The sequence below is a fragment of the Xenophilus sp. Marseille-Q4582 genome, assembly GCF_916700565.1.
Taxonomy (GTDB): Bacteria; Pseudomonadota; Gammaproteobacteria; order Burkholderiales; family Burkholderiaceae_C; genus Xenophilus.
This window is the reverse complement of the sequence record NZ_CAKAKO010000003.1, coordinates 190,907-212,736: the sequence shown is the minus strand read 5'-3', so window position 1 is coordinate 212,736 and position 21,830 is coordinate 190,907. Positions and strand designations below refer to the sequence as shown.

Below are 21,830 nucleotides of genomic sequence, written 5' to 3'. Positions count from 1 at the left end.
ACTGAGATGTCGCGCTGGCGTCTGGCCCTGCTGCTGCTGGGCGGGGTGGCGTATTCCGCCGCCTCGTACTGGATGATGCTGTTCCATCCCTCGGCGCCGTGGGCGGTGCCGGTGCTGCTGGTGCCGCTGTGGCTCACGGGTATCGGGCTGGCCGCCTCGCGCTTCGGCCGCTGGGGCGCGGGCGCGATGGCCGCTGCGGGCCTGGCCTTCTTCATCCTGGTCTGGCGCGGCGAAGCGGGCGACCCCCAGTGGCTCTACATGCTGCAGCACGTGGGCATCAACGCGCTGCTGGGCGCCTGGTTCGGCAGCACGCTGCGGCCGGGCCAGCTGTCGCTGATCGGCCAGTTCGCGCAGCGCGTGCATCCGCTCACGCCCGACCACGCGGCGTACGCTGCCAACGTCACGCGCATCTGGACCGGCTACTTCGCCGCCGTGGTGCTGCTGTCCGCGCTGATCTACGCGTTCAGGCCTTTCGCGCAATGGAGCCTGTTTTCCAACGTGATCTCGCCGATCGGCTGCGCGACGCTCTTCATCGGCGAGTTTCTGCTGCGCTACCGCATCCATCCCGAGTTCGAGCGCACGCGCCTCATCGACGCCGTGCGCGCCTTCTATGCGCACCCGGGTCCCGACAGTGGCCGCGCCGCGGCGCCTTCGCAGCAATGAGCGATCTGTCGCAGCACCTGCCCCTGCTGGGCCCCCGCGACATGGACGCGCCGCTGGCCTGGCGCCAGGGGCGGCCGATCAGCGCGCGCCAGTTCCTGGCCGACACGCAGGCGCTGGCGCCGCGCTTGCCCGCAGGCGGCCCGGCCATCAACGTGTGCAGCGACCGCTATGCCTTCATCGTGGGCCTGGCGGCCGCGATGCTGCGCGGCCAGCCCAGCCTGCTGCCGCCCGATGCGCGGCCCGACACGCTCGAGCGCGTGGGTGCGGGCCGGCTGCAGGCCTATGTGCTGGGCGACGGGGAAGGCGCCGCCGTGCAGGTGCCGCCCACGGCCCAGGCGCCGGCCGCGGCCGGCACCGAAGTGCCGCTGCTGCCCGCCGACGGCCATGCGCTGAGCCTGCTCACCTCCGGCTCCACGGGCGTGCCCCAACCCCATGCGAAGAGCTGGCGCGTCCTGACCGGCGACGTGCAGGCGGCCGTGCCGCGCCTGTGCAGCCTGCTGGGCCGCCCCTCGCTGGCCGGCCTCACGCTGGTGTCCACCGTGCCGGTGCAGCACAGCTACGGGCTCGAATCGACGGCGCTGCTGGCGATGCTGGGCGGTGCGGCCTTCGACGCCGGCCGGCCCTTCTACCCGGCCGACATCGTGGCGGCGCTCGAATCGGTGCCGCGCCCGCGCGCGCTGGTGACCACGCCCTTCCACCTCAAGACGCTGCTGCAATCCGGCGTGGCGATCCCGCCGGTGGAGCTGCTGCTGTCGGCCACGGCGCCGCTGTCGCCGCAGCTCGCGGCGCAGGCCGAGGCGGCCACGGGCGGCATGCTGATCGAGATCTACGGCAGCACCGAGACCGGGCAGGTGGCCTCGCGCCGGCCCACGGCCAGCGAGATCTGGGAGAACTTCGGCGCCATCACGGTGCGGGCCGAGCGTGTGGAAGACGAGGCCGAGCGCCTGGTGCCCGAGCGCTATGTGTTCGAAGGCGACTTCCTGCCTGCGCCCACCCCTATGGCCGACGTGCTGGAACTGCTGGACGCGCAGCGCTTCCGCCTCTTCGGCCGCGCCAACGACCTGATCCATGTGGCCGGCCGGCGCAGCTCGCTGGGGCACCTGAACTACCACCTCAACAGCATCCCGGGCGTGCAGGATGGCGCGATCTGGATTCCGGACGAGGTGGCCGACGGCGTGGTGCGGCCGGTGGCTTTCGTCGTCGCGCCCGAGCTGTCGGCGGCCGACGTGATCGCCCGGCTGCGCGAGCGCGTGGAGGCGGTGTTCGTGCCGCGCCGCGTGGTGCACGTGACGGCGCTGCCGCGCGAAGGCACGGGCAAGCTCACGGTGCGGGCGCTGCGCGAGTTCGCGCTGGCGCAGATGGCGCAAGCGGCGCGAACGGCGCGGATGGCGCAGGCGAGCCCGCCGGCGGCCGCGGCACTTCCGCTGCCGCCCGAAGCCGCGGCCCCCGCGCCGGCCGCCAGCGCTCCGGACGCGCACGAGATCCGGTGGACGGTGCCGCTGGACCATCCCTCCTTCGCCGGCCATTTCCCGGGCCAGCCGCTGCTGCCCGGCGCCTTGCTGCTGGCCCAGGTGCTGGAAGCCGCGCTCGGCGTGCCGGCGCTGGCGGCCCGGCTGGGCCCGTCGCCCACGCTGGCGGCGGCCAAGTTCCTGGCGCCCGTGCGCCCCGGCGCGCGCCTTCGCCTGGTGCTGCAGCCCGAAGCCGGCTACACGCGCGCGCTGCGCTTCGACCTGTGGTGCGCCGCGCCGGACGATGCGCAGGGGACGGCCGAGGTGCAGGCCGTCAGCGGGCGCTGGCTGGCCGGGGACGCATGAGCCTCAGCGAGCGCTTGGGGGTGACGGTGGCCGCGCCGCCGCCGCGCTGCGGCGCCAGGGCCGCGCCGTGAGCCGCCCGATGCACGACCCCGCACGGCGCGGCCCGGCGGCCGCGCAGGCCGACTGGACCGCGGCGCCCGAGCGCAGCAACCTGCTGGCGCTGCGCTTCATCGTGGGCATGGCGCTGGCACTGGGGCGGCCGCTCACGCGGCTGATCCTGCACCCGATCACGCTCTATTTCCTGCTGTTCGCGCCCACGCCGCGGCGGCACATCAAGCGCTACCTGGCGCGGGCCATCGGCCCGCAGGCCGGCTGGCGCGACGGCTACCGGCTGCTGCATGCCTTCTCGTCCACGGTGCTGGACCGCGTGTTCTTCCTGCGCGGGCGCATCGACCTGTTCGACGTGCGCATGGACGGCGAGTCGTGCATCGTCTCGCAGCTGCAGAAGGGGCGCGGCGCCTTCCTGGTCGGCGCGCATGTGGGCAGCTTCGAGGCCCTGAGCGCCTGCCGCCAGTTGCACCGGCCGGCGCCAGGCCCGGCGGCGGGCGAGGGCGGCGCCACGCCCGACCTGCGCCTGGCCATGCTGATGTACCCCGACAACGCGCGCCGCATCAACGCGGTGCTCGATGCGATCGCGCTGCCCGGCCACAAGCCGCAGGTGATCGCGCTGGGCCGGCCGGCCGCGATGCTGGAGCTGCGCGACTGGATGGACGCCGGCGGCATGGCCGGGCTGCTGGCCGACCGCACGCTGGCGCCCGCCGAAGCCGGGCCGGCGGCGGGGCGCGATCTCACCTGGCTGCCGTTCCTGGGCCAGCCGGCACCCTTCAGCGACGGCCCGTTCCGCCTGGCGGCCATGCTGCGGCGGCCGGTCATCTTCATGGCCGGCATCTACCATGGCGGGGCGCGCTACGAGGTGCGCTTCGAGACCCTGGCGGATTTCTCGCAGCCGCCGGCCGGCGCCGCGGCGCGCGAGCAGGCGATCCAGGCGGCGCTGCAGGCCTACGTGCAGCGGCTGGAAACTCTTTGCCGCGCGCATCCTCACAACTGGTTCAATTTCCATGACTTCTGGCTGGACGATCCCGATGGCACGCATTGAGCGCGGGATGCGCACCCTGTTCGTGGCCGCCCTGGTGGGCCTGTCGGCGACGCTGCCGGCCTGGGCCTTCGGCGTGGACGACCTGATGGGCCTGCTGGGCCGCGCCCGGCATGGCGAGGCGCGCTTCACCGAGCAGCGCTTCGTCAAGGGGCTGGACGGGCCGCTCGATGCCACCGGCGTGCTCCATTTCACGCCGCCGGACAAGCTGGAGCGCCGCACGCTCACGCCGCGCGCCGAATCCATGCGCGTGGACGGCAACGTGATGGTGCTCTCGCGCGGCGGCCGCACGCGCACCGTCACGCTCGACAGCATGCCCGAGCTGCTGGGCATGGTCGAGGCGCTGCGCGGCACGCTGAGCGGCAATGCGCCGCAGCTGCAGCGTTACTTCCGCACGCAGATCAGCGGCGACGCGGCCAACTGGGCGCTGCAGCTGGAGCCGCTGGACAAGTCCCTGGCCGAACAGCTGGTGCGCCTGCGCATCACGGGCGTGCAGGGCGAGGTGCGCGGCGTGGACATGGAATTCGTGGGCGGCGACCGGTCGGTGATGAAGATCGAGCCGGTGAAATGAAGCACTCCCCAGGCCGCTTCGCGGCTCCCCCCTCTCCTTCGGGAGGGGGACGCACCCAGAGGCCAGGCGGAGCCAGTTCCTCGGGTGCCCTGAGGACTTCGCTTCGCTCGTCGGCTGGATGCCCGCTTTCTTTCTGGAGGAAGCCGTGACGTCATCTCCGCGTCCGCCCCGCCGCGCGCTGGTGCTGGCGCTCTGGCTGCTGGCCCTGCTGGCCGGCATCGCCGTCATCGCGCGCTCGCATTTCAGCACCGACCTGTCGGCCTTCCTGCCGGCCAGCCCCGACGCGCGCCAGCAGGTGCTGATCGAGCAACTGCAAAGCGGCGTGGCCTCGCGCACGCTGTTCATCGGCATCGAAGGCGCGGACGGCGCCACGCGCGGCGCGATCTCGCGCGACATGGGCCGGCGCATGCGCGCCAGCGGCCTGTTCGACCAGGTGCAGAACGGCGACCACAGCGAGTGGAAGGACGCCGGCGAATGGGTGTTCACGCACCGCTATCAGCTCTCGCCCGCGGTCACGCCCGAGCACTTCACGCCTGAAGGGCTGCGCAACGGCATCCTGGACACGCTGTCGCTGCTGGGCACTCCGGCTGGCCATGCGCTGCGCCCGCTGCTCGAGCGCGACCCGACGGGCGAAGCCGCCCGCATCGCCGAAGGGCTGATCCCCGCCACCGCCCCGCGCACCGAGCACGGCGTGTGGGTGGCGCGCGAGCGCGAACGCGCCGTGCTGCTGGCCAGCACGCGCGCCGAGGGCGGCGACCTGGATGCGCAGGAGCGCGCCATCGCCGCCGTGCACGAGGCCTTCGCTCAGGCCCAGCGCCAGGCCGGCGACCAGGCCGGTGCCACGCGGCTGCTGCTCAGCGGCACGGCCGTGTTCTCGGTGCACAGCCGCGCGAGCATCGAGGCCGAGGCGATTCACCTGGCCGCGGTCGGTGCCATCGTCATGAGCCTGATCCTGCTCGCGGCCTTTGCCTCGGGCCGCGCGCTGGTGCTGGCGCTGCTGCCGGTGGCCACGGGCGTGGTGGGCGGCACGGCGGCCGTGAGCCTGTGGTTCGGCAACGTGCACGGGCTCACGCTGGCCTTCGGCAGCACGCTGATCGGCGAAACGGTGGACTACGCCATCTACTACCTGATCCAGGCACGCCAGATGGGCGCGCAGGGCGCGCCGGGCTCGGGCTGGCGCCACTGGCTGCGCGTGCACTGGCCGACGGTGCGCCTGGGGCTGCTGACCTCGGTGGTGGGCTTCGCGGCGCTGGTGTTCTCCGGCTTTCCGGGCCTGGCGCAGCTGGGCGTGTTCTCCATCGCCGGGCTGGTGGTGGCGGCGCTGGCCACGCGCTTCGTGCTGCCCCGGCTGGCGCCCGACGGTGCGGCGGGGCAGGGGCTGCGCCGCCATCTGGCGCGCGCCGCGGGCCTCGTCGTGCGCACGCTGCCTCGCCTGGCCTGGCCTTTCGCGGCGCTGGGCGCGGCGGCGCTGGCGCTGGTGCTGTGGCAGGGCGGGCATCTGTGGCGCGCCGGTCTGGCGTCGATGAGCCCGGTGCCGCAGGCCGCGCAGGAGCTGGATGCCCAGCTGCGTGCCGACATTGGCGCCAGCGAGGCCGCTACGCTGGTCGTGGCCTTCGGCCAGGACATCGAGCAGGCCCTGCAGCATGCCGAGGCCGCCGGCCAGCGGCTGGATGCGCTGGTCAACGACGGCAAGCTGCTGGGCTACGACAGCGTGACGCGCTTCTTGCCCAGCCAGCGCACGCAGGCGCAGCGCCTGGCCGCGCTGCCCACGGCCGAAGACCTGCGCGCCCGCCTGCCCGAGGCCACGGCCGGCCTGCCGCTGTCGGCCGAACGGCTCGCGCCCTTCGTGGAGGCCGTCCAGGCCGCGCGCAGCCTGCCGCCCATCACGCACGAAGCGGTGCGCGCCGGCACGCTGGGCCCCGTTGCGGGCGCGCTGCTGTTCGAGCGCCCGGGCGGCGGCTGGGCCGCCATGCTGTCGCTGCACACGCCGCCGGACTTCCGCCATGCCACCGTCGCCGATGCGCTCGCGGGCCTGCCCGAGGTGGTGGTGGTCGAGGTGGGCGAGGCGCTGGCCGACGTGTACCAGCGCTACCTGCACGAGGCTTTCGTGCAGGTGGGCCTGGGCGCGCTGGCCGTGGTGCTGCTGCTGGGCGCCTGGCTGCGTTCGGCGCGGCGCCTGTTCGCCGTCTGCCTGCCGCTGGCGGTGGCGGTGGTGCTCACGCTGGGCGGCATGGCGCTGCTGGGCATGGCGCTGTCCATCCTGCACCTGGTGGGGCTGCTGCTGGTGGTGGCCGTGGGCTCCAACTACGCGCTCTTCTTCGACGAGCTGCAGCGCACCGGCCATGCCGACGAGGACACGCTGGCTTCGCTGCTGCTGGCGAACCTGACCACCGTGGTGTCCTTCACGCTGATCGCGATCTCCAAGATCCCGGCGCTCTCGGCCATCGGCCAGGTGGTGGCACCGGGCGCGCTGCTGGCGCTGCTGCTGTCAGCTGCCTTTGCCGGCCGCGGTGCGCGGCGGCGCATGGCCCGTGCGTCGACGCAGGGAGAGGCCGCCCGCGCGCCCTGAGGGCGATGGTGCGGCCGGACCGCAGGCCGGTGTGACAATGCGCAGCCCCATGAATCCGCCCTTCGCCTCCCGCCCCGGACGCTGGCCGCTGCCGCCTTTCATGCAGGCCAGCGCGGCCCTGCATGCGGGTGCAGCCCTGGCCGCCCTGGCCGTGCCGGGCGCCTGGCCCTGGGCGCTGGGCGCCGTGGCGCTGAACCATGTGGCCATCACGGCCGTCGGCCTCACGCCGCGCAGCGACTGGCTGGGCACCAACGTCACGCGCCTGCCGGCCGCGGCCGCCGCGCGCGGCGAGGTGGCGCTGACCATCGACGACGGCCCCGAGCCCGGCGTGACGCCGCAGGTGCTGGACCTGCTGGACGCCGCCGGCCAGCGCGCCACCTTCTTCTGCATCGCCGAGCGCGCGCAGGCGCACCCGGCGCTGGCGCGCGAGATCGTGGCGCGCGGCCACAGCATTCAGAACCACACGGCGGTGCACCGCCACAACTTTTCCGTGCTCGGCCCGCGCGGCTATGCGGCCGAGATCGCGCGCGCGCAACAGATGCTGTCGGCCATCACGGGCCAGCGGCCTACCTGCTTTCGCGCGCCGGCCGGTCTGCGCAACCCCTTCCTGGCGCCGGTGCTGCACCGGCTGGGCCTGCAACTGGTGAGCTGGACGCGGCGCGGCTTCGACACCCGCGAGCGCGACCCCGAGGTCGTGCTGGCCCGCCTGACGCGCGGGCTGGCAGCCGGCGACATCCTGCTGCTGCACGACGGCAATGCCGCGCGCACCGCGCAGGGCGAGCCCGTGGTACTGGCCGTGCTGCCGGGGCTGCTCGCGCGCCTGAACGCCCAGGGCCTGCGCAGTGTGACGCTGCCGCAGGCGCTGCGCGACGACCGACCGGCCCCGGCCGGCCTTCCCACGCCACCCGCGCATCGCTGAGCGCCTGACGTCCCCATGAACGCACCCCTGCCCACGCGCAGCCCCGACCTGGCCTGGCGCGAACTGCACGAGAAGGCCACGGCGCCCTACAAGGCCTCGGGCAACTTCGGCTGGCATTTCGCGCGCGGCAAGCTGGGGCACGACCCGGCCTTCCGCGGCATCGTCTCGCGCGGCCTGGTGGGCGCCGGGCGGCCGCGCATGCTGGACATCGGCTCGGGCCAGAGCCTGTTCGCCAACGTGCTGCATGCGGCCGCGCAGTTGCAGCGCGACGGCCGCTGGCCCGCCGAATGGCCGCCGCTGCCCGCGCCGGCGCAGTACACGGGCATCGAGCTCATGCCGCGCGATGTGGCGCGCGCCCAGGCAGCCGTGGGGCACATCGTGCCTGCGCCGACGCTCATCTGCGACAACATGTGCACGGCCGACCTGCCGGCCTGCGACGTGGTCGTGATCCTGGACGTGCTGCATTACGTGGACCATGCGGCGCAGGAAGGCGTGCTGGCCCGGGTGCGCGAGGCGCTGCTGCGTGGCGCGGCCGAACGGCCCGCCGGCGTGCCGGGCCGCCTGCTGCTGCGCGTGGGCGACGCGGCCAGCCGGCGCGGCTTCGCCATCAGCCAGTGGGTGGACCGCACCGTCACGCGCATCCGCGGCCACAAGGTCTCGCCCACCTGGGGCCGCACGCTCGGCGAGTGGGTGGCTGTGCTGCAGCGCCTGGGCTTCGCGGTGCAGCCGATCCCGATGAGCGAAGGCACGCCTTTTGCCAACGTGCTGCTGGTGGCGGACGTGGAGGCGGCATGACGGCATTCCCCCCCGCCACGCTCGACCGCGCGGGCATCGCCGCGCGCATTCCGCACCAGGGCGCCATGTGCCTGCTCGAGCGCCTCGAAGACTGGGATGCGCAGACCATCCACTGCAGCACCGCCACGCACCGCGACGCCGCCAATCCCCTGCGCACGGCCGCCGGGCTGCTGGCGCCCTGCGCCATCGAATATGCGGCCCAGGCGATGGCCCTGCACGGCGGCCTCACCGCCGCGCCGGGCCAGGCGCCCTCGGCCGGCTACATCGCCAGCACGCGCAACGTGCGGCTGCACCGCCTGCACCTGCACGACGCGCCCGCGCCGCTGCACCTGCATGCCGAGCGCCTGTCGGGCGATGCGCAGCAGGTGATGTATGCCTTCCGCGTGCTCGACGGCGAGGGCGCGGCCGTCGCCGAGGGCCGTGCCGTGGTGGTGCTCAACACGCCGCTGCCCGCGGCGTCCTGAAACTCTTTTGCTCCACGCATCCCATGCCATCTCTGCAAGGCAAACGTGCCCTGATCACCGGCGCCAGCGGCGCCCTCGGCTCGGCCATCGCCGAACGGCTGGCGCGCGAAGGCGCCACGGTGCTGCTGCACGCCAGCAGCCGGCCGCAGGCCATCGAGGCGCTGGCCGCGCGCATCCGCGCCGCGGGCGGCCAGGCCGAATGCCATGTGTTCGACCTGAGCGACGACGCGGCCTGCACGGGCGCCACCGCGCGCATCCTCGAAGGTGGCGCGGTGCAGATCCTGGTGAACAACGCGGGCGTGCACGACGACGCCGTGCTGCCCGGCATGCGCGCCGAGCAGTGGCACCGCGTGATCGACGTGTCGCTGCACGGATTTTTCCGCGTGACGCAGCCGCTGCTGCTGCCCATGCTGCGCACGCGCTGGGGGCGCATCCTCAACATCTCGTCGGTGGCGGCGCTGATGGGCAACCGCGGCCAGGTCAACTACGCGGCGGCCAAGGGCGCGCTCAACAGCGCGACCAAGGCGCTGTCGCTCGAAGTGGCCTCGCGCGGCGTCACGGTGAACGCCATCGCGCCCGGCATCATCGCTTCGCCGATGGCCGATGCGGCCTTCGACGCCGCGATGGTCAAGCAGATGGTGCCCGTGCAGCGCGCCGGCACCCCCGAGGAAGTGGCCGCGCTGGCCGCCTTCCTGGCCGGGCCCGAGGCGGCCTACATCACGGGCCAGGTCATCAGCGTCAATGGCGGGATGGCCTGAGCGCGTCTTCCCTGTTGTCTGCCAAACGAAAGAACGCCCGCATGCGCGGGCGTTGTCGTTCCAGCCAGATGGCCACGGCTTTCGCGCTGCCTTCCGGCGGCGCGAAGGCGGGCGCCTCAGCGAGCGGCTTGCTGCGTGTAGCTGCCGCCCACGTTGAACTGGGCGGGAATGCGGCTGTCGGCGAAGGCTTCGGCGCGCAGGTTCTGGCCGGGCGCATGCGCGGCGGCAATGGCTTCGGCCTGGACCACGGCGCGCGAGACGGCGCCGGTCTGCACCGGCTGCACGCCCATGCCCACGGTTTCACCGTAGAGGTTGCTGCCCGCGCGGGCGGCCTGCACGGCCTGGGCCTGCACTTCGGCGCGCGTCAGCTGGCCGTTGAAGTCGAGCACGCCCTGGTAGTCCTCGGCCTGGGCGCCGAAAGCGGCGGTCAGCGAAAGGGCGGCGATGGCGATGATCTTCGAGGTCTTCATTTCAAACTCCTTGCGGTGCGGTTCCTGGGAACACGACACGATTCGACTTGAGGGAACGAACCGGCCCTTGGTGGGCTGGCGGCACCTGCCGCCGGGGTCGTTTCGGGTCTGCATCAGTGCCGGCCCGTGAGATGAATTGTGGACCTCCGGCCTCCGTAGAAACCCTTGGTTTGCGAACCATGCCGTTTCCGAAACCGGAACAATGCGGATGGCCGGTTCGGCCGCGAGGCGCGCCCCGGAAGGCGGACCGCCTCAGGGCTGGAAGGGCGGCAGCCGGCGCGCCTTGCGCCACAGCAGCGCCGGCAGCCGCAGCACGAACTCGATCATCAGCCGCGTGTGCATCCAGGTCAGCAGCACGTTGTCGCGGCCGTAGCGGAAGTGCGAGACGCCGCCTTCCTCGGCCGTGAGGTACTTGACCGGCGCATCGATGTTGAGCGGCTTCACGCCGCGCCAGGCCAGGCGCACCACGGCCTCGGTGTCGAAGTCGAAGCGGCGCATCCAGGGCTGCGCGCGCATCACGGCGATCAGTGCGGCCACGGGGTAGACGCGGAAGCCGTAGAGCGAATCGCCAATGCCCGCGAACAGCGTCTCCAGCTGCGTCCAGCCGTTGGAGATGCGCCGGCCGCGCACGCGCAGCAGCGGCGCGCTGGCGTCGAACACGGGGCGGCCCAGCACCATGGCGTCGGGGCGCTGCTGCGACTGGCGCATGAAGGCCGGGATCAGCTCGGCCGGGTGCTGGCCGTCGCTGTCCATGGCGAGCACGTGGGTGAAGCCCTCGGCCTGGGCCGCCTGCAGGCCGTGCAGTACGGCCGCGCCCTTGCCCTGGTTGGCGGGCAGCACGAACACGCGCAGGCCTGGATCGCTTTCGGCCTGGGCCGCCAGGCGCTCGCCCGTGCCGTCGCTGCTGCCGTCGATCACCACCCACACCGGACTCCACTGCGCGCGCGCCGCGGCCACGGTGGAAAAAAGCCGCTCGCCGGTGTTGTAGCTCGGGATCAGGACGAGGTGGGAGCGCGAGGATTGTGGGGCAGGCATGGCGGCGCGGGCTCGGCATCGTCGCCCTCGGTGCGGGCTTGGATGTGTTGTCGGAAGTACCGCTCCAGCGTGGCGGTCATGGCATGGCTGTCGGCCTGGGGCGCGAAGCGCTCGCCCAGCCGCAGCGTGAAGACGATCGGCAGCGGCGGCACGCGCCAGATGGGCCAGCCCTTGCCGAGGTAGGGCGAGTCGGTGTCGATGAACACCGTCTGGATCGGCGCCTGGGCGAGCTTGGCGATCAGCGTGACGCCGGGCGTGAAGGGGTTGAGCGGGAACTGCGTGGTGCGCGTCGCTTCGGGGAAGATCACGAGCTGGCCGCCTTCGCGCAGGTCGGCCACGGCCTGCTTGACCATGGCATGGGCCGAGTCGTTGCGGATGTAGCGCGCCAGCCGCGCGCCCGCGCCCAGGAAGATGTTCTTCATGAGCGAGGCCTTCATGATGCAGGCGCTGCGCGGCAGGTGCGCCACGAGCAGCAGCGCATCCAGCATGGTGGGATGGTTGGCCACGATCACCAGGCCGCGCTCGTCCTTGAGCGGCGCCAGGCAGCGGGCGTCGATGCGCATCATGCCGCAGGCGCTGGCCACGGTCCAGAACAGGCGGTAGCCGTAGGCGATGCCGGCCCGCCCCACGGCGCGGCCGCGCGCGGCGGGCAGCAGCGGGTGCAGCAGCAGCGCGATGAGGTTCCAGAGCAGCGACATCAGGCCCAGCCCCAGCAGCAGCACATACAGCGGCGGCGCCAGCAGCACCGCCTTGAGCCAGGTGCGCACGCGGGTCATAGTGGCCGCAGCTGCCCGGGCGCGCAGGCGTGGGTCTCGATCTCGATGTCGAGCTCGGGGCGGCAGACCTCGGCCTGCAGGTACACCGCCGAGCGCAGGAAGCGCGAGTCGGCGCCCAGCGCCCGGGCCAGCCCCTCGCGCACGGCCTCGGCCTGTTCGGCATGGCGCAGGTAGACCACGGGCTCGCTGTCCTCGAGCGCGAAGGGCGCATCGCACTGCGCGCGCGCGGCCTCGAAGACCGCCTGCAGGTTGCGCAGCGTTTCGGCCAGCTGGGCGGGCGTGTCGCCCGGGTGCTGCGAGGCGTGGCCCACGATGCTGGCCGTGCCCGACACCAGCAGCGCGAGCTGGCCCGCGCCCAGGTCGGCCAGCGCGGCGCGCGAGAAGGTGGGCGCGCGCGGGCCGTAGTCCCGCGGGTAGCGCCAGGCCGGCACCTGGCGCGGGTTCTCGATGGCGCGCACCGCCGTGTGGCCGGCCACGAAACGCAGCGTCAGCCCGCTGCCCTGGGGCAGGCCCAGCGCACAGGCCGCGGGTGCGCCCTCGAAGGTGCGCTGGCCGGCTTCGATGAAAGCGCGCTGGCGGCCGCTGTTGAAGAGGCGGTAGCGTTCCATGCTGCCGCCCTCGGCCGCTGCAAGGCCGGTGATGCGGGGCAGGTAGTTCCAGATGCGCATCAACTGCGGCTGGCCATGCGCGCGCAAGGTGGCGAACAGGTCGCCATAGGCGCGGTGCGCGAGCGCCTCCACGCCCAGGGACTCTTCGGCGTCGCCGAGGTCCGCGGCGCCGAACAGCCAGTCGCTGGTGGCGCGCCAGCGCACGCAGCCGGTGCGGCCTTCGCGCACCGGGGCCGCACTTTCCCAGTGGTCCAGCCGGTCGCCCGATGCCAACAGAGCGCGGGCGCCCAGGGCATGCCAACCGTCGGCGTGGGCGCCTGTGCCGCGGCCATACGCCAGGCCACCCAGGCTGTGCACGGCCACCGGGCCCGCGTTCCCCGCCGCGCCCAGCCGGTGCCGCACGATGCGCAGCGGCGCCTGCATGCGCGGTTGCTGCACCGGCCTCACGATGCGGCGGCTCCTTCTCGCGTGGCCGAAGGCCAAGCGCAGCGGGCGGACGATCGGGCGGGTGGACGGGCGGGCAGATTCATCATCGAGGACATGCTGGACAAGGCGCGACGCGCGTGCGCCGGAGCGAACGGGTCGTGCGCGCGGGAGGGGCCCGGTGCGGGGCGATTATGGCAAAGGGGGGTGACGCACCTTGTGGGAAAAGGGGCCGACGCCGCAGCAGGGCCACAGGTCCGGCTCGCCTAAAATCTGCACTTTCCCCGATAAAGAAACGCGAGCAGCACGCCATGGCCGGACACAGCAAATGGGCAAACATTCAGCATAGGAAAGGCCGGCAGGACGAGAAGCGCGGCAAGATCTGGACGCGCGTGATCCGCGAAATCATGGTCGCGGCGCGCCAGGGCGGCGGCGACCTGAGCGCCAACCCGCGCCTGCGCCTGGCGGTGGACAAGGCCAAGGCCGCGAACATGCCGGCCGACACCATCAAGCGCAACATCGACAAGGCCACCGGCAACCTCGAGGGCGTCACCTACGAGGAAATCCGCTACGAGGGCTACGGCATCGGCGGCGCGGCCATCATCGTCGACACCATGACCGACAATCGCGTGCGCACCGTGGCCGAAGTGCGCCACGCCTTTGCCAAGTACGGCGGCAACATGGGCACCGAAGGCTCGGTGGCCTTCCAGTTCAAGCACTGCGGCCAGATCATCCTGGCGCCCGGCACCAGCGAGGACAAGGTGATGGAAGTCGCCCTGGAAGCGGGCGCCGAAGATGTGGTGACGCACGAGGACGGGGCCATCGAGGTGCTGACCGGCCCCGGCGATTTCGAGGCGGTGAAGAACGCGCTGGAAGCCGCCGGCCTGAAGCCCGAGCTGGCCGAAGTGACGATGCGCGCCGAGAACACGATCGAGCTGAGCGGCGAGGACGCCGCCCGCATGCAGAAGCTGCTGGACATGCTCGAGGACCTGGACGACGTGCAGGACGTGTACCACAACGCCGAAATGGCGGAGTCCGCATGAAGGTGCTCGTCATCGGCGGCGGCGGCCGCGAACATGCGCTGGCCTGGCGCCTGGCCCAATCGGAGCGCGTGACGCGCGTGTACGTCGCGCCCGGCAATGGCGGCACGGCGCAGGACAAGCGCTTCGTCCAGGTCGACCTCACCGAGCCCGCGGCGCTGCGGGCCTGGGCGCAGCAGGAGAAGATCGCGCTCACCGTGGTCGGCCCCGAGGCGCCGCTGGCCGCCGGCGTGGTGGACGAGTTCCGCGCGCACGGCCTGCGCATCTTCGGCCCCACCCAGGCGGCCGCGCAGCTCGAGAGCTCCAAGGCCTTTTCCAAGGCCTTCATGAAGCGCCACAAGATCCCGACGGCCGAGTACGAGGCCTTCACCGACCCGGCGGCCGCGCACGCCTATGTGGATGCCCAGGGCGCGCCCATCGTGGTCAAGGCCGACGGCCTGGCGGCCGGCAAGGGCGTGGTGGTGGCCATGACCTTGCAGGAAGCCCATGAAGCCATCGACTTCATGCTGGTGGACAACAAGTTCGGCGTCTCGCACAACGAGGGCGGCGCACGCGTCGTGATCGAGGAATTCCTCGCCGGCGAGGAAGCTTCCTTCATCGTGCTGTGCGACGGCAAGAACGTGACGGCCCTGGCCACCAGCCAGGACCACAAGCGCCTGCTGGACGGCGACGAAGGCCCGAACACGGGCGGCATGGGCGCCTACTCGCCCGCGCCCGTGGTCACGGCCGAGATCCACGGCCGCGTGATGCGCGAGATCATCCTGCCGACCATCCGCGGCATGGAAAAGGACGGCATCCCCTACACCGGCTTCCTGTACGCCGGCCTCATGATCGACAAGGACGGCCACGCCAAGACGCTGGAGTTCAACTGCCGCATGGGCGACCCGGAGACGCAGCCGATCATGATGCGCCTGAAGTCCGACCTGTTCGAAGTGCTGTGGCATGCCACGGACGGCACGCTGGACCAGGTGGAACTGCAATGGGACCGCCGCGTGGCGCTGGGCGTGGTGCTGGCCGCCCATGGCTACCCGCTCGCGCCGCGCAAGGGCGACGCGATCATGGCCATTCCGGCCGAGGCGCCCGACGCCATGGTCTTCCATGCCGGCACCACGCTGCAGGACGGCCAGCTGCGCACCAGCGGCGGCCGCGTGCTGTGCGTGACGGCGCTGGCCGACAACGTGCGGCTCGCGCAGCAGCGCGCCTATGAAGTGGCGGCCCAGGTGCGCTTCGACGGCGTGCAGTACCGCAAGGACATCGGCCACCGCGCCGTCGCGGCGCGCGCGGGGCAGGGCGGCTGAATGGCGGTGTCGCCCCCCGCGGTGGCCGCCTGGCTGCGTGACCTGCAGCAACGCATCATCGGCGCCGTGGAAGCGGCCGACGGCGGCTGCGCCGTGCGCGACGCCTGGACCAAGGCGCCGGGCGAGCCGCTGCAGGGCGAAGGCCTGACCTGCATCCTGGAAGACGGCGCGCTGTTCGAGCGCGCGGGCTGCGGCTTTTCGCAGGTGCGCGGCGCGAAGCTGCCGCCTTCGGCCACGCAGCACCGGCCCGAACTGGCCGGCGCGCCCTTCGAGGCCATGGGCGTGTCGCTGGTCTTCCATCCGCGCAACCCCTACGTGCCCACGGTGCACATGAACGTGCGCATGATCGCGGCCCTGCCCGAAGGCCGGGAGGCGGTCTGCTGGTTTGGCGGCGGCATGGACCTGACGCCGTACTACGGCTTCGAGGAAGACGCGGTGCATTTCCACCGCACCTGCCGTGATGCGCTCGCCCCCTTCGGCGATGCGCTGTACCCGCGCTTCAAGACCTGGTGCGACGAGTATTTCTTCCTCAAGCACCGCAACGAGCAGCGCGGCGTGGGCGGCATCTTCTTCGATGACTTCTCGGAACTGGGGCTGGATCGCGGCTTCGCGCTGCTGCAATCGGTGGGCGAGGCCTTCCTGCCCGCCTACCTGCCGATCGTCGATCGCCGGCGCGCGATGCCCTGGGGCGAGCGCGAGCGCGCCTTCCAGCTGTACCGGCGCGGCCGCTACGTGGAGTTCAACCTCGTGTGGGACCGCGGCACGCATTTCGGCCTGCAGTCGGGCGGGCGCACCGAATCGATCCTGCTGTCGATGCCGCCGCAGGCGAGCTGGGCCTACCAGCGCCAGCCCGAGCCCGGCACGCCCGAGGCGCGGCTCTACACCGATTTCCTGCCGCGGCGGGACTGGCTCTGAGCCTGTGACGCCGTCCCCGATCGTTCCCGCCGGCGCCCGGGCCTCGGACCGCGCCCACGTGCCGCGCATCGGCATGTTCGGCGGCAGTTTCGACCCGCCGCACGGCACGCACGTGGCCCTGGCCCGCGCGGCGCTGGCGCAGGCCGGGCTGGACCGGCTCTACGTGTTCCCCACCGGCCATCCGTGGCACAAGGCGCGCCAGCCCACTGCGGCCGCGCACCGTGTAGCGATGGCCCGGCTGGCCTTCGCCGAGGTGCCCGGCGTGATCGTCGACAATCGCGAAACCCTGCGCGACGGCCCGACCTACACGCTGGACACGCTGCGCGAGCTGCAGCAGGCGCATCCGGGTGCCGAACTGGCGCTGCTCATCGGCACCGACCAGGCGGCCGCGCTGCCCAGCTGGCATGGCTGGCCGCAGATGCTGTCGCTGGCCACCGTGTGGGTGGCCACCCGCGCCGGCCTGCCGCCCTTCGACCCCGCAGCGCTGCCCGGCCTGCCGGGCAACGCGCGCTTCGAGACGCTGCGGGTGGACCCCGTGGACACCAGCGCCACCGACATCCGTGCCCGTGCGGCCCGTGGGGAGGACATCTCCACGCTGGTTCCGCCCGCGGTTGCACGCTATATTGACCAACACCAGCTTTACCGCACCCCCTGAATGAGCACTGAAGCCGCCATCAAGAAAGACATCCAGAAACTCCAGCGGGCCATCGTCGATGGCCTTGAGGATGTGAAGGCGCAGGACATCCAGGTCTTCAACACCGAGCACTTGTCGCCACTGTTCGAGCGGGTGATCGTGGCCTCGGGCACCTCCAACCGGCAGACCAAGGCGCTGGCCTCCAGCGTGCGCGAAGCCGTGAAGGAAGCCGGTTTCGCCAAGCCCCGCATCGAGGGTGAGGACAACGGCGAATGGATCATCGTGGACTGCGGCGCGGCCGTGGCCCACATCATGCAGCCCGCGATCCGCCAGTACTACCACCTGGAGGAGATCTGGGGCGACAAGCCGCTCAAGCTCAAGCTGGGCGCGGCCGCGCCGGCGGCGAAGAAGGCTGCCCGGCCCGCCAAGGCCGCGGTGGCCGAGGAGCGCGCGCCCCAGGCCACGCCGCGCAAGCCGGCCGGCAAGTCGGCACCCGCCAAAAAGGCTGACGCCGCAGCGCCCGCCAAGCGGGCGAAGCCGGCCACGCCGGCGGCCGTCAAGACCACGCTGAAGGTGGGCAAGCCCGCGGCCAAGGCGTCCGCCAAGCGCGCGCCGGCTGCCAAGAAGGCCGCGGCCAAGAGAGCGCCGGCCCGGAAGTCCGCAGCCAGGAAGGCATGAGGCTGCGCGTCGTCGCGGTCGGCCAGCGCGTGCCCGACTGGGCGCAGACGGCCTGGGACGACTACGCCAAGCGCTTTCCGCCGGAGCTGAAGCTGGAGCTGCGCGCGGTCAAGACCGAACCGCGCGGCTCCAAGGGCCTGGAGACGCTGTACGCCGCCGAGCGCGAGCGCATCGAGGCGGCCATCGACCGCAGCGGCATGCGCGTGGTCGTGCTCGACGAGCGCGGCACGAATCTGACGACCAAGGCCCTGGCTGCGCGCCTGCAGTTCTGGCAAGGCGAGGGCGACGACGTGGCGCTGGTCATCGGCGGTCCCGATGGCCTCGACCCTGCCTTCAAGGCCGCCGCGCACGAGCGCATCCGCCTGTCGGACCTGACGCTGCCCCATGCCATGGTGCGTGTGCTGCTGGTCGAGCAGCTCTACCGCGCCTGGTCGCTCAACGCGGGGCATCCGTACCACCGTGAGTGAGACGGGCCCGGACGCGGTGCCGGATGCGGCGCGACAGCTGGACCACGAAGGCTGGGCGTTGCTTCCCGCCTGCGTGGCGCCGCGCAGTGTGCGCGCGCTGATCCGCGTGACCGCGAGGCGGACGTCCCACGACGCCGGCTCGCGCCAATGGCTGGCGCAGCCCGCATGTGCCGCGCTGGCCGAGCGCCTGCGCGCGCGGCTGGCGGCGATGGGCCTGCTGCCCGCGGCCAGCGCCGCGGTTCAATGCACGCTGTTCGACAAACGTGCCGATCGCAACTGGCTGGTGGCCTGGCACCAGGACTTGAGCGTGCCGGCGCGCGCGGCGGGCCGCGCCGTCCGCCTCAAGGAGGGTGAGCCTTTCACGCAGGCGCCCGAGGAAGTGCTGCGGCAGTTGCTGGCGGTGCGCATCCACCTGGACGACTGCGGCCCTCTGGCGGGCGCCTTGCGCGTGGTGCCTCGCAGCCACGGGGCCGGCTGGCTCGACAACGCGCAGGCCCGGCTGTGGCGCCTGCGGGAAGGCGAGCAGCTGTGTACCGCACGTGCCGGCGACGTGCTGTTGATGAGGCCCCTGCTCCTGCATGCGTCGTCGCGCATGCAGGCTCCCGTGCGGCGCCGCGTGCTGCACTTTCTCTTCGCGCCCGTGCCGGGGCCTGTCGGCTGGTGCTGGAATCGATGCGTTCCGGCCCCTTGAACTCTCTTGCGTCGTCCATGCCTGCTCCCTCGTTCGTCTACCTCGCCTCCCAAAGCCCGCGCCGCGCGCAATTGCTGGAGCAGCTCGGCATCGCGCATCGGCCCTTGCTGGCCGATGCGAGCGAGGACGCGGAGTCGCTCGAAGCCGTGCTGCCTCGCGAATCGGCCACGGCCTACGTGCAGCGCGTGACGGCGCTCAAGCTTGATGCTGCGGTGCAGCGATGGAAGCGCCGCGCCCTGTCGGCCGCGCCGGTGCTGTGCGCCGACACCACGGTGACGCTGGACGGCCGCATCCTGGGCAAGCCCGCCGACGCGGCCGAGGCGCGCGCCATGCTCACGCAGCTGTCGGGACGCGCGCACCGCGTGCTCACGGCGGTGGCGGTGCAGGCGGGCCGCCGCCGCTTCGCGGCGCTGAGCGTGTCGCAGGTGCGCTTTGCCGAACTCACGCGACGGCAGATCGCCGACTACGTGGCCGGCGGCGAGCCCATGGGCAAGGCCGGCGCCTATGCGATCCAGGGTCGCGCCGGCGCCTTCGTGGCGCACATCGCGGGCAGCCATTCGGGCATCATGGGGCTGCCGGCCTTCGAGACCGCGCAGCTGCTGCGCCAGGCCGGCTTCCGCCTTTGACGAGCCCGAACGCCCGAACGCACATGCAGGACATCCTCATCAACTGGTCGCCGCAGGAAACGCGCGTGGCCGTGGTCGAACACGGCGCCGTGCAGGAGCTGCACGTGGAGCGCACGCTCGAGCGTGGCCTGGTCGGCAACGTCTACCTGGGCAAGGTCTCGCGCGTGCTGCCGGGCATGCAGTCGGCCTTCATCGACATCGGGCTGGAGCGCACGGCCTTCCTGCATGTGGCCGACATCGTGGCGCCGTTCACGCCGGGCTCGCGGGGCGCGATGCCGCTCGAACGCGATCGGGAACGAGAAGGCCGCAATGCGCCCCCCGTGCCGATCGAGAAGCAGGTCTTCGAAGGCCAGTCCCTGCTGGTGCAGGTGATCAAGGACCCGATCGGCACCAAGGGCGCGCGCCTGTCGACGCAGATCAGCATCGCCGGGCGCATGCTGGTCTTCCTGCCGCAGGACCAGCACATCGGCGTGTCGCAGAAGATCCCGCCCGATCAGCGCGACGCGCTGCGCCGCCGCCTGCTGGCCTTGGCCGAGGCGGCCGCCGCGCAGGAGGGCCCGGGCGCCGGTGCCGCGGCGGGGCACCACGGCGGCTTCATCCTGCGCACCAACGGCGAGGACGCGAGCGACGCCGAGCTGGCCGAGGACATCGCCTACCTGCGCAAGACCTGGACGCGCATCCGCGAGCAGTCCACGCGCATGCCCGCGCGCTCGCTGCTGCACCAGGACCTGAGCCTGCTGCAGCGCGTGCTGCGCGACCTGACCACCGACGAGACCACCAGCATCCGCATCGATTCGCGCGAACAGCACGAGCTGCTGCGCCGTTTCGGGCAGGAGTTCATGCCGCAGGCCGTGGGCCGGCTGCAGCTCTACACGGGCGAGCGGCCCATCTTCGACCTCTACAACATCGACGAGGACATCACGCGCGCGCTGGGCCGGCGCGTGGACCTCAAGTCCGGCGGCTACCTGGTCATCGACCAGACCGAGGCGCTGACGACGGTGGACGTGAACACCGGTGCGTACGTGGGCGCGCGCAACTTCGACGACACGGTGTTCAAGACCAACCTGGAGGCCGCGCAGGCCATCGCGCGCCAGCTGCGCCTGCGCAACCTGGGCGGCATCATCATCGTGGACTTCATCGACATGGTGCGCGACGACCACCGCGAGCAGGTGCTGGCCGAATTCCGCAAGCAGCTGGGCCGCGACCGCGTGAAAACCACCGCGGGCGGGTTCTCGGCCCTCGGGCTGGTGGAGATGACGCGCAAGCGCACGCGCGAATCGCTGGCCCACATGCTGTGCGAACCGTGCGAAGCCTGCAGCGGTCAGGGCATCGTGAAGACCGCGCGCACCGTGGCCTATGACGCGCTGCGCGAGATCCTGCGCGAGGCGCGCCAGTTCACGCCCAAGGAGTTCCGCATCGTCGCGCCGCCGCAGGTGATCGAGCTCTTCCTGGACGAGGAGAGCCAGCACCTGGCGGGCCTGTCCGACTTCATCGGCAAGCCCATCTCGCTGCAGGCCGAGCCGGCGATGGGGCAGGGGCAGTACGACATCGTGCTGCTGTGACGGCGGCCGCACGCGCGGGTTGGGCGGCGCGGCCTTCGTGTAGGCGCCGTCTGACGGCGCGGGCGCACAGAACGGGCGAAGCTCCGCTCTCGCTTTCTTTCACTCAGAACGTGTTCAAAGTCTCACCCTCTTGATGTGAGAAGCTCGGTGGGTGAGAAAAGGCTACCCCAGCGACATCAAGCGCGAGCAGTTCGAGGTGATCCGGCCATTGCTGGAGAGTGCGCGCAGAAAGACTGCCCCACGCAAAGTGGAGCTGTACGAGGTGTTTTGCGCCGTGCTTTACCTGCTGCGCACGGGCTGTCAGTGGCGGGCACTGCCCAGCGACTTTCCCAAGTGGCGCACCGTGCACTCGTACTTTGCCATCTGGAGCGAGCCACGCGAGGGTGGCAGCCTGCTGGAGCAGGCATTAAAAAAATCAGGTTGGCGCGGCCCGCGAGAAACTGGGGCGCAACGCCTGCAGCACGCTCTTGATCGTGGACGCGCAGAGCGTGAAGAACACGCACACGGCGGGCTTTAAGGGCTATGACGCAGGCAAGAAGGTCTCGGGCATCAAGCGCCACATCGCGGTGGACACCCAGGGATTGCCGCATGCGATAGCGGTGACCACGGCCGAGGTGACGGACCGCAAAGGCGCACTGCAGGCGCTACAGCGCTGCAAGCCCCGGTTGAGCCGGCTACAAAGCCTGCTGTGCGATGCAGGCTACATCGGTCGGCCGTTCGCGCAAGGCGTGCAGCAGATTCTGGGAGGGCATGTGACGGTGCAGATCGCCAAGAGAAGCGAGCTTCACACTTTCAAGGTGATGCCCAAGCGCTGGGTCGTGGAACGCAGCTTTGCCTGGCTGGACAAGAACAGGAGGCTGTGGAAGAACTGCGAGCGATGGCTCAACACCAGCCTGCAGTTCGTCCACTTGGCATTCTTGGTGCTCTTGCTCAAGAGACTTTGAACACGCTCTCAGTGGAC

23 protein-coding genes are annotated in these 21,830 nt (G+C 71.9%); 19 read left to right on the top strand and 4 right to left on the bottom strand.

All coding sequences use genetic code 11. The features are described from left to right. The first annotated feature begins 6 nt into the window (after window positions 1–6). The 9 genes from LG388_RS11450 (at window position 7) to fabG (ending at window position 9,646) form a co-directional block, all read left to right on the top strand. Window positions 7–663, top strand: coding sequence for a hypothetical protein (locus LG388_RS11450; RefSeq protein WP_225782949.1), 657 nt, complete (start codon window positions 7–9; stop codon window positions 661–663). Then, window positions 660–2,477: an AMP-binding protein gene (locus LG388_RS11445; RefSeq protein WP_225782948.1), complete on the top strand. Its 1,818-nt coding sequence runs from the start codon at window positions 660–662 to the stop codon at window positions 2,475–2,477. The genes LG388_RS11450 and LG388_RS11445 overlap by 4 nt, the downstream gene beginning before the upstream one ends. A gap of 79 nt (window positions 2,478–2,556) precedes the next feature. Beyond that, window positions 2,557–3,573: an acyl-CoA synthetase gene (locus LG388_RS11440; RefSeq protein ID WP_225782947.1), complete on the top strand. Its 1,017-nt coding sequence runs from the start codon at window positions 2,557–2,559 to the stop codon at window positions 3,571–3,573. Continuing rightward, window positions 3,560–4,141, top strand: coding sequence for an outer membrane lipoprotein carrier protein LolA (locus tag LG388_RS11435; protein WP_225782946.1), 582 nt, complete (start codon window positions 3,560–3,562; stop codon window positions 4,139–4,141). The genes LG388_RS11440 and LG388_RS11435 overlap by 14 nt, the downstream gene beginning before the upstream one ends. Window positions 4,142–4,286: 145 nt before the next feature. Continuing rightward, window positions 4,287–6,710, top strand: coding sequence for an MMPL family transporter (locus tag LG388_RS11430; RefSeq protein WP_225782945.1), 2,424 nt, complete (start codon window positions 4,287–4,289; stop codon window positions 6,708–6,710). A 49-nt stretch (window positions 6,711–6,759) separates the two neighbouring features. Next, window positions 6,760–7,629, top strand: coding sequence for a polysaccharide deacetylase family protein (locus tag LG388_RS11425; RefSeq protein WP_225782944.1), 870 nt, complete (start codon window positions 6,760–6,762; stop codon window positions 7,627–7,629). Window positions 7,630–7,644: 15 nt separating this feature from the next. After that, entirely contained in the window at window positions 7,645–8,424 is a 780-nt protein-coding gene (locus LG388_RS11420; protein WP_225782943.1) for a class I SAM-dependent methyltransferase, read from the top strand. Next, on the top strand, window positions 8,421–8,888 hold the full coding sequence (locus LG388_RS11415) for a hydroxymyristoyl-ACP dehydratase (protein ID WP_225782942.1): 468 nt from the start codon (window positions 8,421–8,423) through the stop codon (window positions 8,886–8,888). The genes LG388_RS11420 and LG388_RS11415 overlap by 4 nt, the downstream gene beginning before the upstream one ends. Window positions 8,889–8,911: 23 nt before the next feature. Further along, a complete protein-coding gene (gene fabG, locus LG388_RS11410; protein WP_225782941.1) occupies window positions 8,912–9,646 on the top strand; it encodes a 3-oxoacyl-ACP reductase FabG in 735 nt (244 codons plus the stop codon). Between the two features lie 116 nt (window positions 9,647–9,762). Here the strand turns inward: fabG and LG388_RS11405 are convergent, their stop codons facing one another. The 4 genes from LG388_RS11405 to LG388_RS11390 form a co-directional block, all read right to left on the bottom strand. Then, a complete protein-coding gene (locus LG388_RS11405) occupies window positions 9,763–10,116 on the bottom strand; it encodes a DUF4148 domain-containing protein (RefSeq protein ID WP_225782940.1) in 354 nt (117 codons plus the stop codon). A 252-nt stretch (window positions 10,117–10,368) separates the two neighbouring features. Next, window positions 10,369–11,151, bottom strand: coding sequence for a glycosyltransferase family 2 protein (locus LG388_RS11400; RefSeq protein WP_225782939.1), 783 nt, complete (start codon window positions 11,149–11,151; stop codon window positions 10,369–10,371). Next, the gene (locus LG388_RS11395) at window positions 11,112–11,927 is read right to left on the bottom strand and encodes a lysophospholipid acyltransferase family protein (RefSeq protein WP_225782938.1); all 816 of its coding nucleotides are present in this window, start codon (window positions 11,925–11,927) and stop codon (window positions 11,112–11,114) included. Before LG388_RS11395 ends, LG388_RS11400 begins: the two co-directional genes overlap by 40 nt. After that, window positions 11,924–12,958 (bottom strand): hypothetical protein, encoded by a 1,035-nt coding sequence (locus tag LG388_RS11390; RefSeq protein WP_225782937.1) that lies wholly within the window; start codon window positions 12,956–12,958, stop codon window positions 11,924–11,926. Before LG388_RS11390 ends, LG388_RS11395 begins: the two co-directional genes overlap by 4 nt. Window positions 12,959–13,269: 311 nt before the next feature. Here LG388_RS11390 and LG388_RS11385 point away from each other — a divergent pair, with 311 nt between their 5' ends. The 10 genes from LG388_RS11385 (at window position 13,270) to LG388_RS11340 (ending at window position 21,813) form a co-directional block, all read left to right on the top strand. After that, on the top strand, window positions 13,270–14,001 hold the full coding sequence (locus LG388_RS11385; RefSeq protein ID WP_225782936.1) for a YebC/PmpR family DNA-binding transcriptional regulator: 732 nt from the start codon (window positions 13,270–13,272) through the stop codon (window positions 13,999–14,001). Further along, window positions 13,998–15,296 (top strand): phosphoribosylamine--glycine ligase, encoded by a 1,299-nt coding sequence (purD, locus tag LG388_RS11380; protein WP_225782935.1) that lies wholly within the window; start codon window positions 13,998–14,000, stop codon window positions 15,294–15,296. The genes LG388_RS11385 and purD overlap by 4 nt, the downstream gene beginning before the upstream one ends. Then, entirely contained in the window at window positions 15,297–16,211 is a 915-nt protein-coding gene (gene hemF, locus LG388_RS11375; RefSeq protein ID WP_225782934.1) for an oxygen-dependent coproporphyrinogen oxidase, read from the top strand. A 73-nt stretch (window positions 16,212–16,284) separates the two neighbouring features. Further along, a complete protein-coding gene (gene nadD / locus LG388_RS11370) occupies window positions 16,285–16,866 on the top strand; it encodes a nicotinate (nicotinamide) nucleotide adenylyltransferase (RefSeq protein ID WP_225783581.1) in 582 nt (193 codons plus the stop codon). Next, window positions 16,867–17,523: a ribosome silencing factor gene (gene rsfS, locus LG388_RS11365; RefSeq protein WP_225782933.1), complete on the top strand. Its 657-nt coding sequence runs from the start codon at window positions 16,867–16,869 to the stop codon at window positions 17,521–17,523. It begins immediately after the preceding gene. Further along, entirely contained in the window at window positions 17,520–17,990 is a 471-nt protein-coding gene (gene rlmH / locus LG388_RS11360) for a 23S rRNA (pseudouridine(1915)-N(3))-methyltransferase RlmH (RefSeq protein WP_225782932.1), read from the top strand. Before rsfS ends, rlmH begins: the two co-directional genes overlap by 4 nt. Further along, the gene (locus LG388_RS11355) at window positions 17,983–18,681 is read left to right on the top strand and encodes a phytanoyl-CoA dioxygenase family protein (protein WP_225782931.1); all 699 of its coding nucleotides are present in this window, start codon (window positions 17,983–17,985) and stop codon (window positions 18,679–18,681) included. The genes rlmH and LG388_RS11355 overlap by 8 nt, the downstream gene beginning before the upstream one ends. 17 nt (window positions 18,682–18,698) lie before the next feature. Continuing rightward, window positions 18,699–19,307 carry a nucleoside triphosphate pyrophosphatase gene (locus tag LG388_RS11350; RefSeq protein ID WP_225782930.1) on the top strand — a complete coding sequence of 203 codons (609 nt, stop codon included), beginning with the start codon at window positions 18,699–18,701 and terminating at the stop codon, window positions 19,305–19,307. Between the two features lie 23 nt (window positions 19,308–19,330). After that, window positions 19,331–20,869, top strand: a complete 1,539-nt coding sequence (gene rng / locus LG388_RS11345; protein WP_225782929.1) for a ribonuclease G — start codon at window positions 19,331–19,333, stop codon at window positions 20,867–20,869. 151 nt (window positions 20,870–21,020) lie between these two features. Continuing rightward, window positions 21,021–21,813 (top strand): IS5-like element ISStma16 family transposase gene (locus LG388_RS11340; protein WP_225782928.1). Its coding sequence is split into 2 segments (ribosomal slippage): window positions 21,021–21,280 and window positions 21,279–21,813, totalling 795 coding nucleotides; the frame shifts between segments, so codons are not numbered across the junction. The last annotated feature ends 17 nt before the right edge of the window (window positions 21,814–21,830 follow it).

Bases quoted from the DNA above. Each gene is read 5' to 3' on its own strand.
- rng (WP_225782929.1), top strand. From the start codon at position 19,331: ATGCAGGACATCCTCATCAACTGGTCGCCGCAGGAAACGCGCGTGGCC.
- LG388_RS11420 (WP_225782943.1), top strand. From the start codon at position 7,645: ATGAACGCACCCCTGCCCACGCGCAGCCCCGACCTGGCCTGGCGCGAA.
- LG388_RS11405 (WP_225782940.1), bottom strand. From the start codon at position 10,116: ATGAAGACCTCGAAGATCATCGCCATCGCCGCCCTTTCGCTGACCGCC.
- rlmH (WP_225782932.1), top strand. From the start codon at position 17,520: ATGAGGCTGCGCGTCGTCGCGGTCGGCCAGCGCGTGCCCGACTGGGCG.
- LG388_RS11435 (WP_225782946.1), top strand. From the start codon at position 3,560: ATGGCACGCATTGAGCGCGGGATGCGCACCCTGTTCGTGGCCGCCCTG.
- rsfS (WP_225782933.1), top strand. From the start codon at position 16,867: ATGAGCACTGAAGCCGCCATCAAGAAAGACATCCAGAAACTCCAGCGG.
- LG388_RS11390 (WP_225782937.1), bottom strand. From the start codon at position 12,958: ATGCAGGCGCCGCTGCGCATCGTGCGGCACCGGCTGGGCGCGGCGGGG.
- LG388_RS11385 (WP_225782936.1), top strand. From the start codon at position 13,270: ATGGCCGGACACAGCAAATGGGCAAACATTCAGCATAGGAAAGGCCGG.
- LG388_RS11425 (WP_225782944.1), top strand. From the start codon at position 6,760: ATGAATCCGCCCTTCGCCTCCCGCCCCGGACGCTGGCCGCTGCCGCCT.
- fabG (WP_225782941.1), top strand. From the start codon at position 8,912: ATGCCATCTCTGCAAGGCAAACGTGCCCTGATCACCGGCGCCAGCGGC.
- nadD (WP_225783581.1), top strand. From the start codon at position 16,285: ATGTTCGGCGGCAGTTTCGACCCGCCGCACGGCACGCACGTGGCCCTG.
- hemF (WP_225782934.1), top strand. From the start codon at position 15,297: ATGGCGGTGTCGCCCCCCGCGGTGGCCGCCTGGCTGCGTGACCTGCAG.
- LG388_RS11415 (WP_225782942.1), top strand. From the start codon at position 8,421: ATGACGGCATTCCCCCCCGCCACGCTCGACCGCGCGGGCATCGCCGCG.
- LG388_RS11440 (WP_225782947.1), top strand. From the start codon at position 2,557: ATGCACGACCCCGCACGGCGCGGCCCGGCGGCCGCGCAGGCCGACTGG.
- LG388_RS11450 (WP_225782949.1), top strand. From the start codon at position 7: ATGTCGCGCTGGCGTCTGGCCCTGCTGCTGCTGGGCGGGGTGGCGTAT.
- LG388_RS11350 (WP_225782930.1), top strand. From the start codon at position 18,699: ATGCCTGCTCCCTCGTTCGTCTACCTCGCCTCCCAAAGCCCGCGCCGC.
- LG388_RS11445 (WP_225782948.1), top strand. From the start codon at position 660: ATGAGCGATCTGTCGCAGCACCTGCCCCTGCTGGGCCCCCGCGACATG.
- LG388_RS11400 (WP_225782939.1), bottom strand. From the start codon at position 11,151: ATGCCTGCCCCACAATCCTCGCGCTCCCACCTCGTCCTGATCCCGAGC.
- purD (WP_225782935.1), top strand. From the start codon at position 13,998: ATGAAGGTGCTCGTCATCGGCGGCGGCGGCCGCGAACATGCGCTGGCC.
- LG388_RS11395 (WP_225782938.1), bottom strand. From the start codon at position 11,927: ATGACCCGCGTGCGCACCTGGCTCAAGGCGGTGCTGCTGGCGCCGCCG.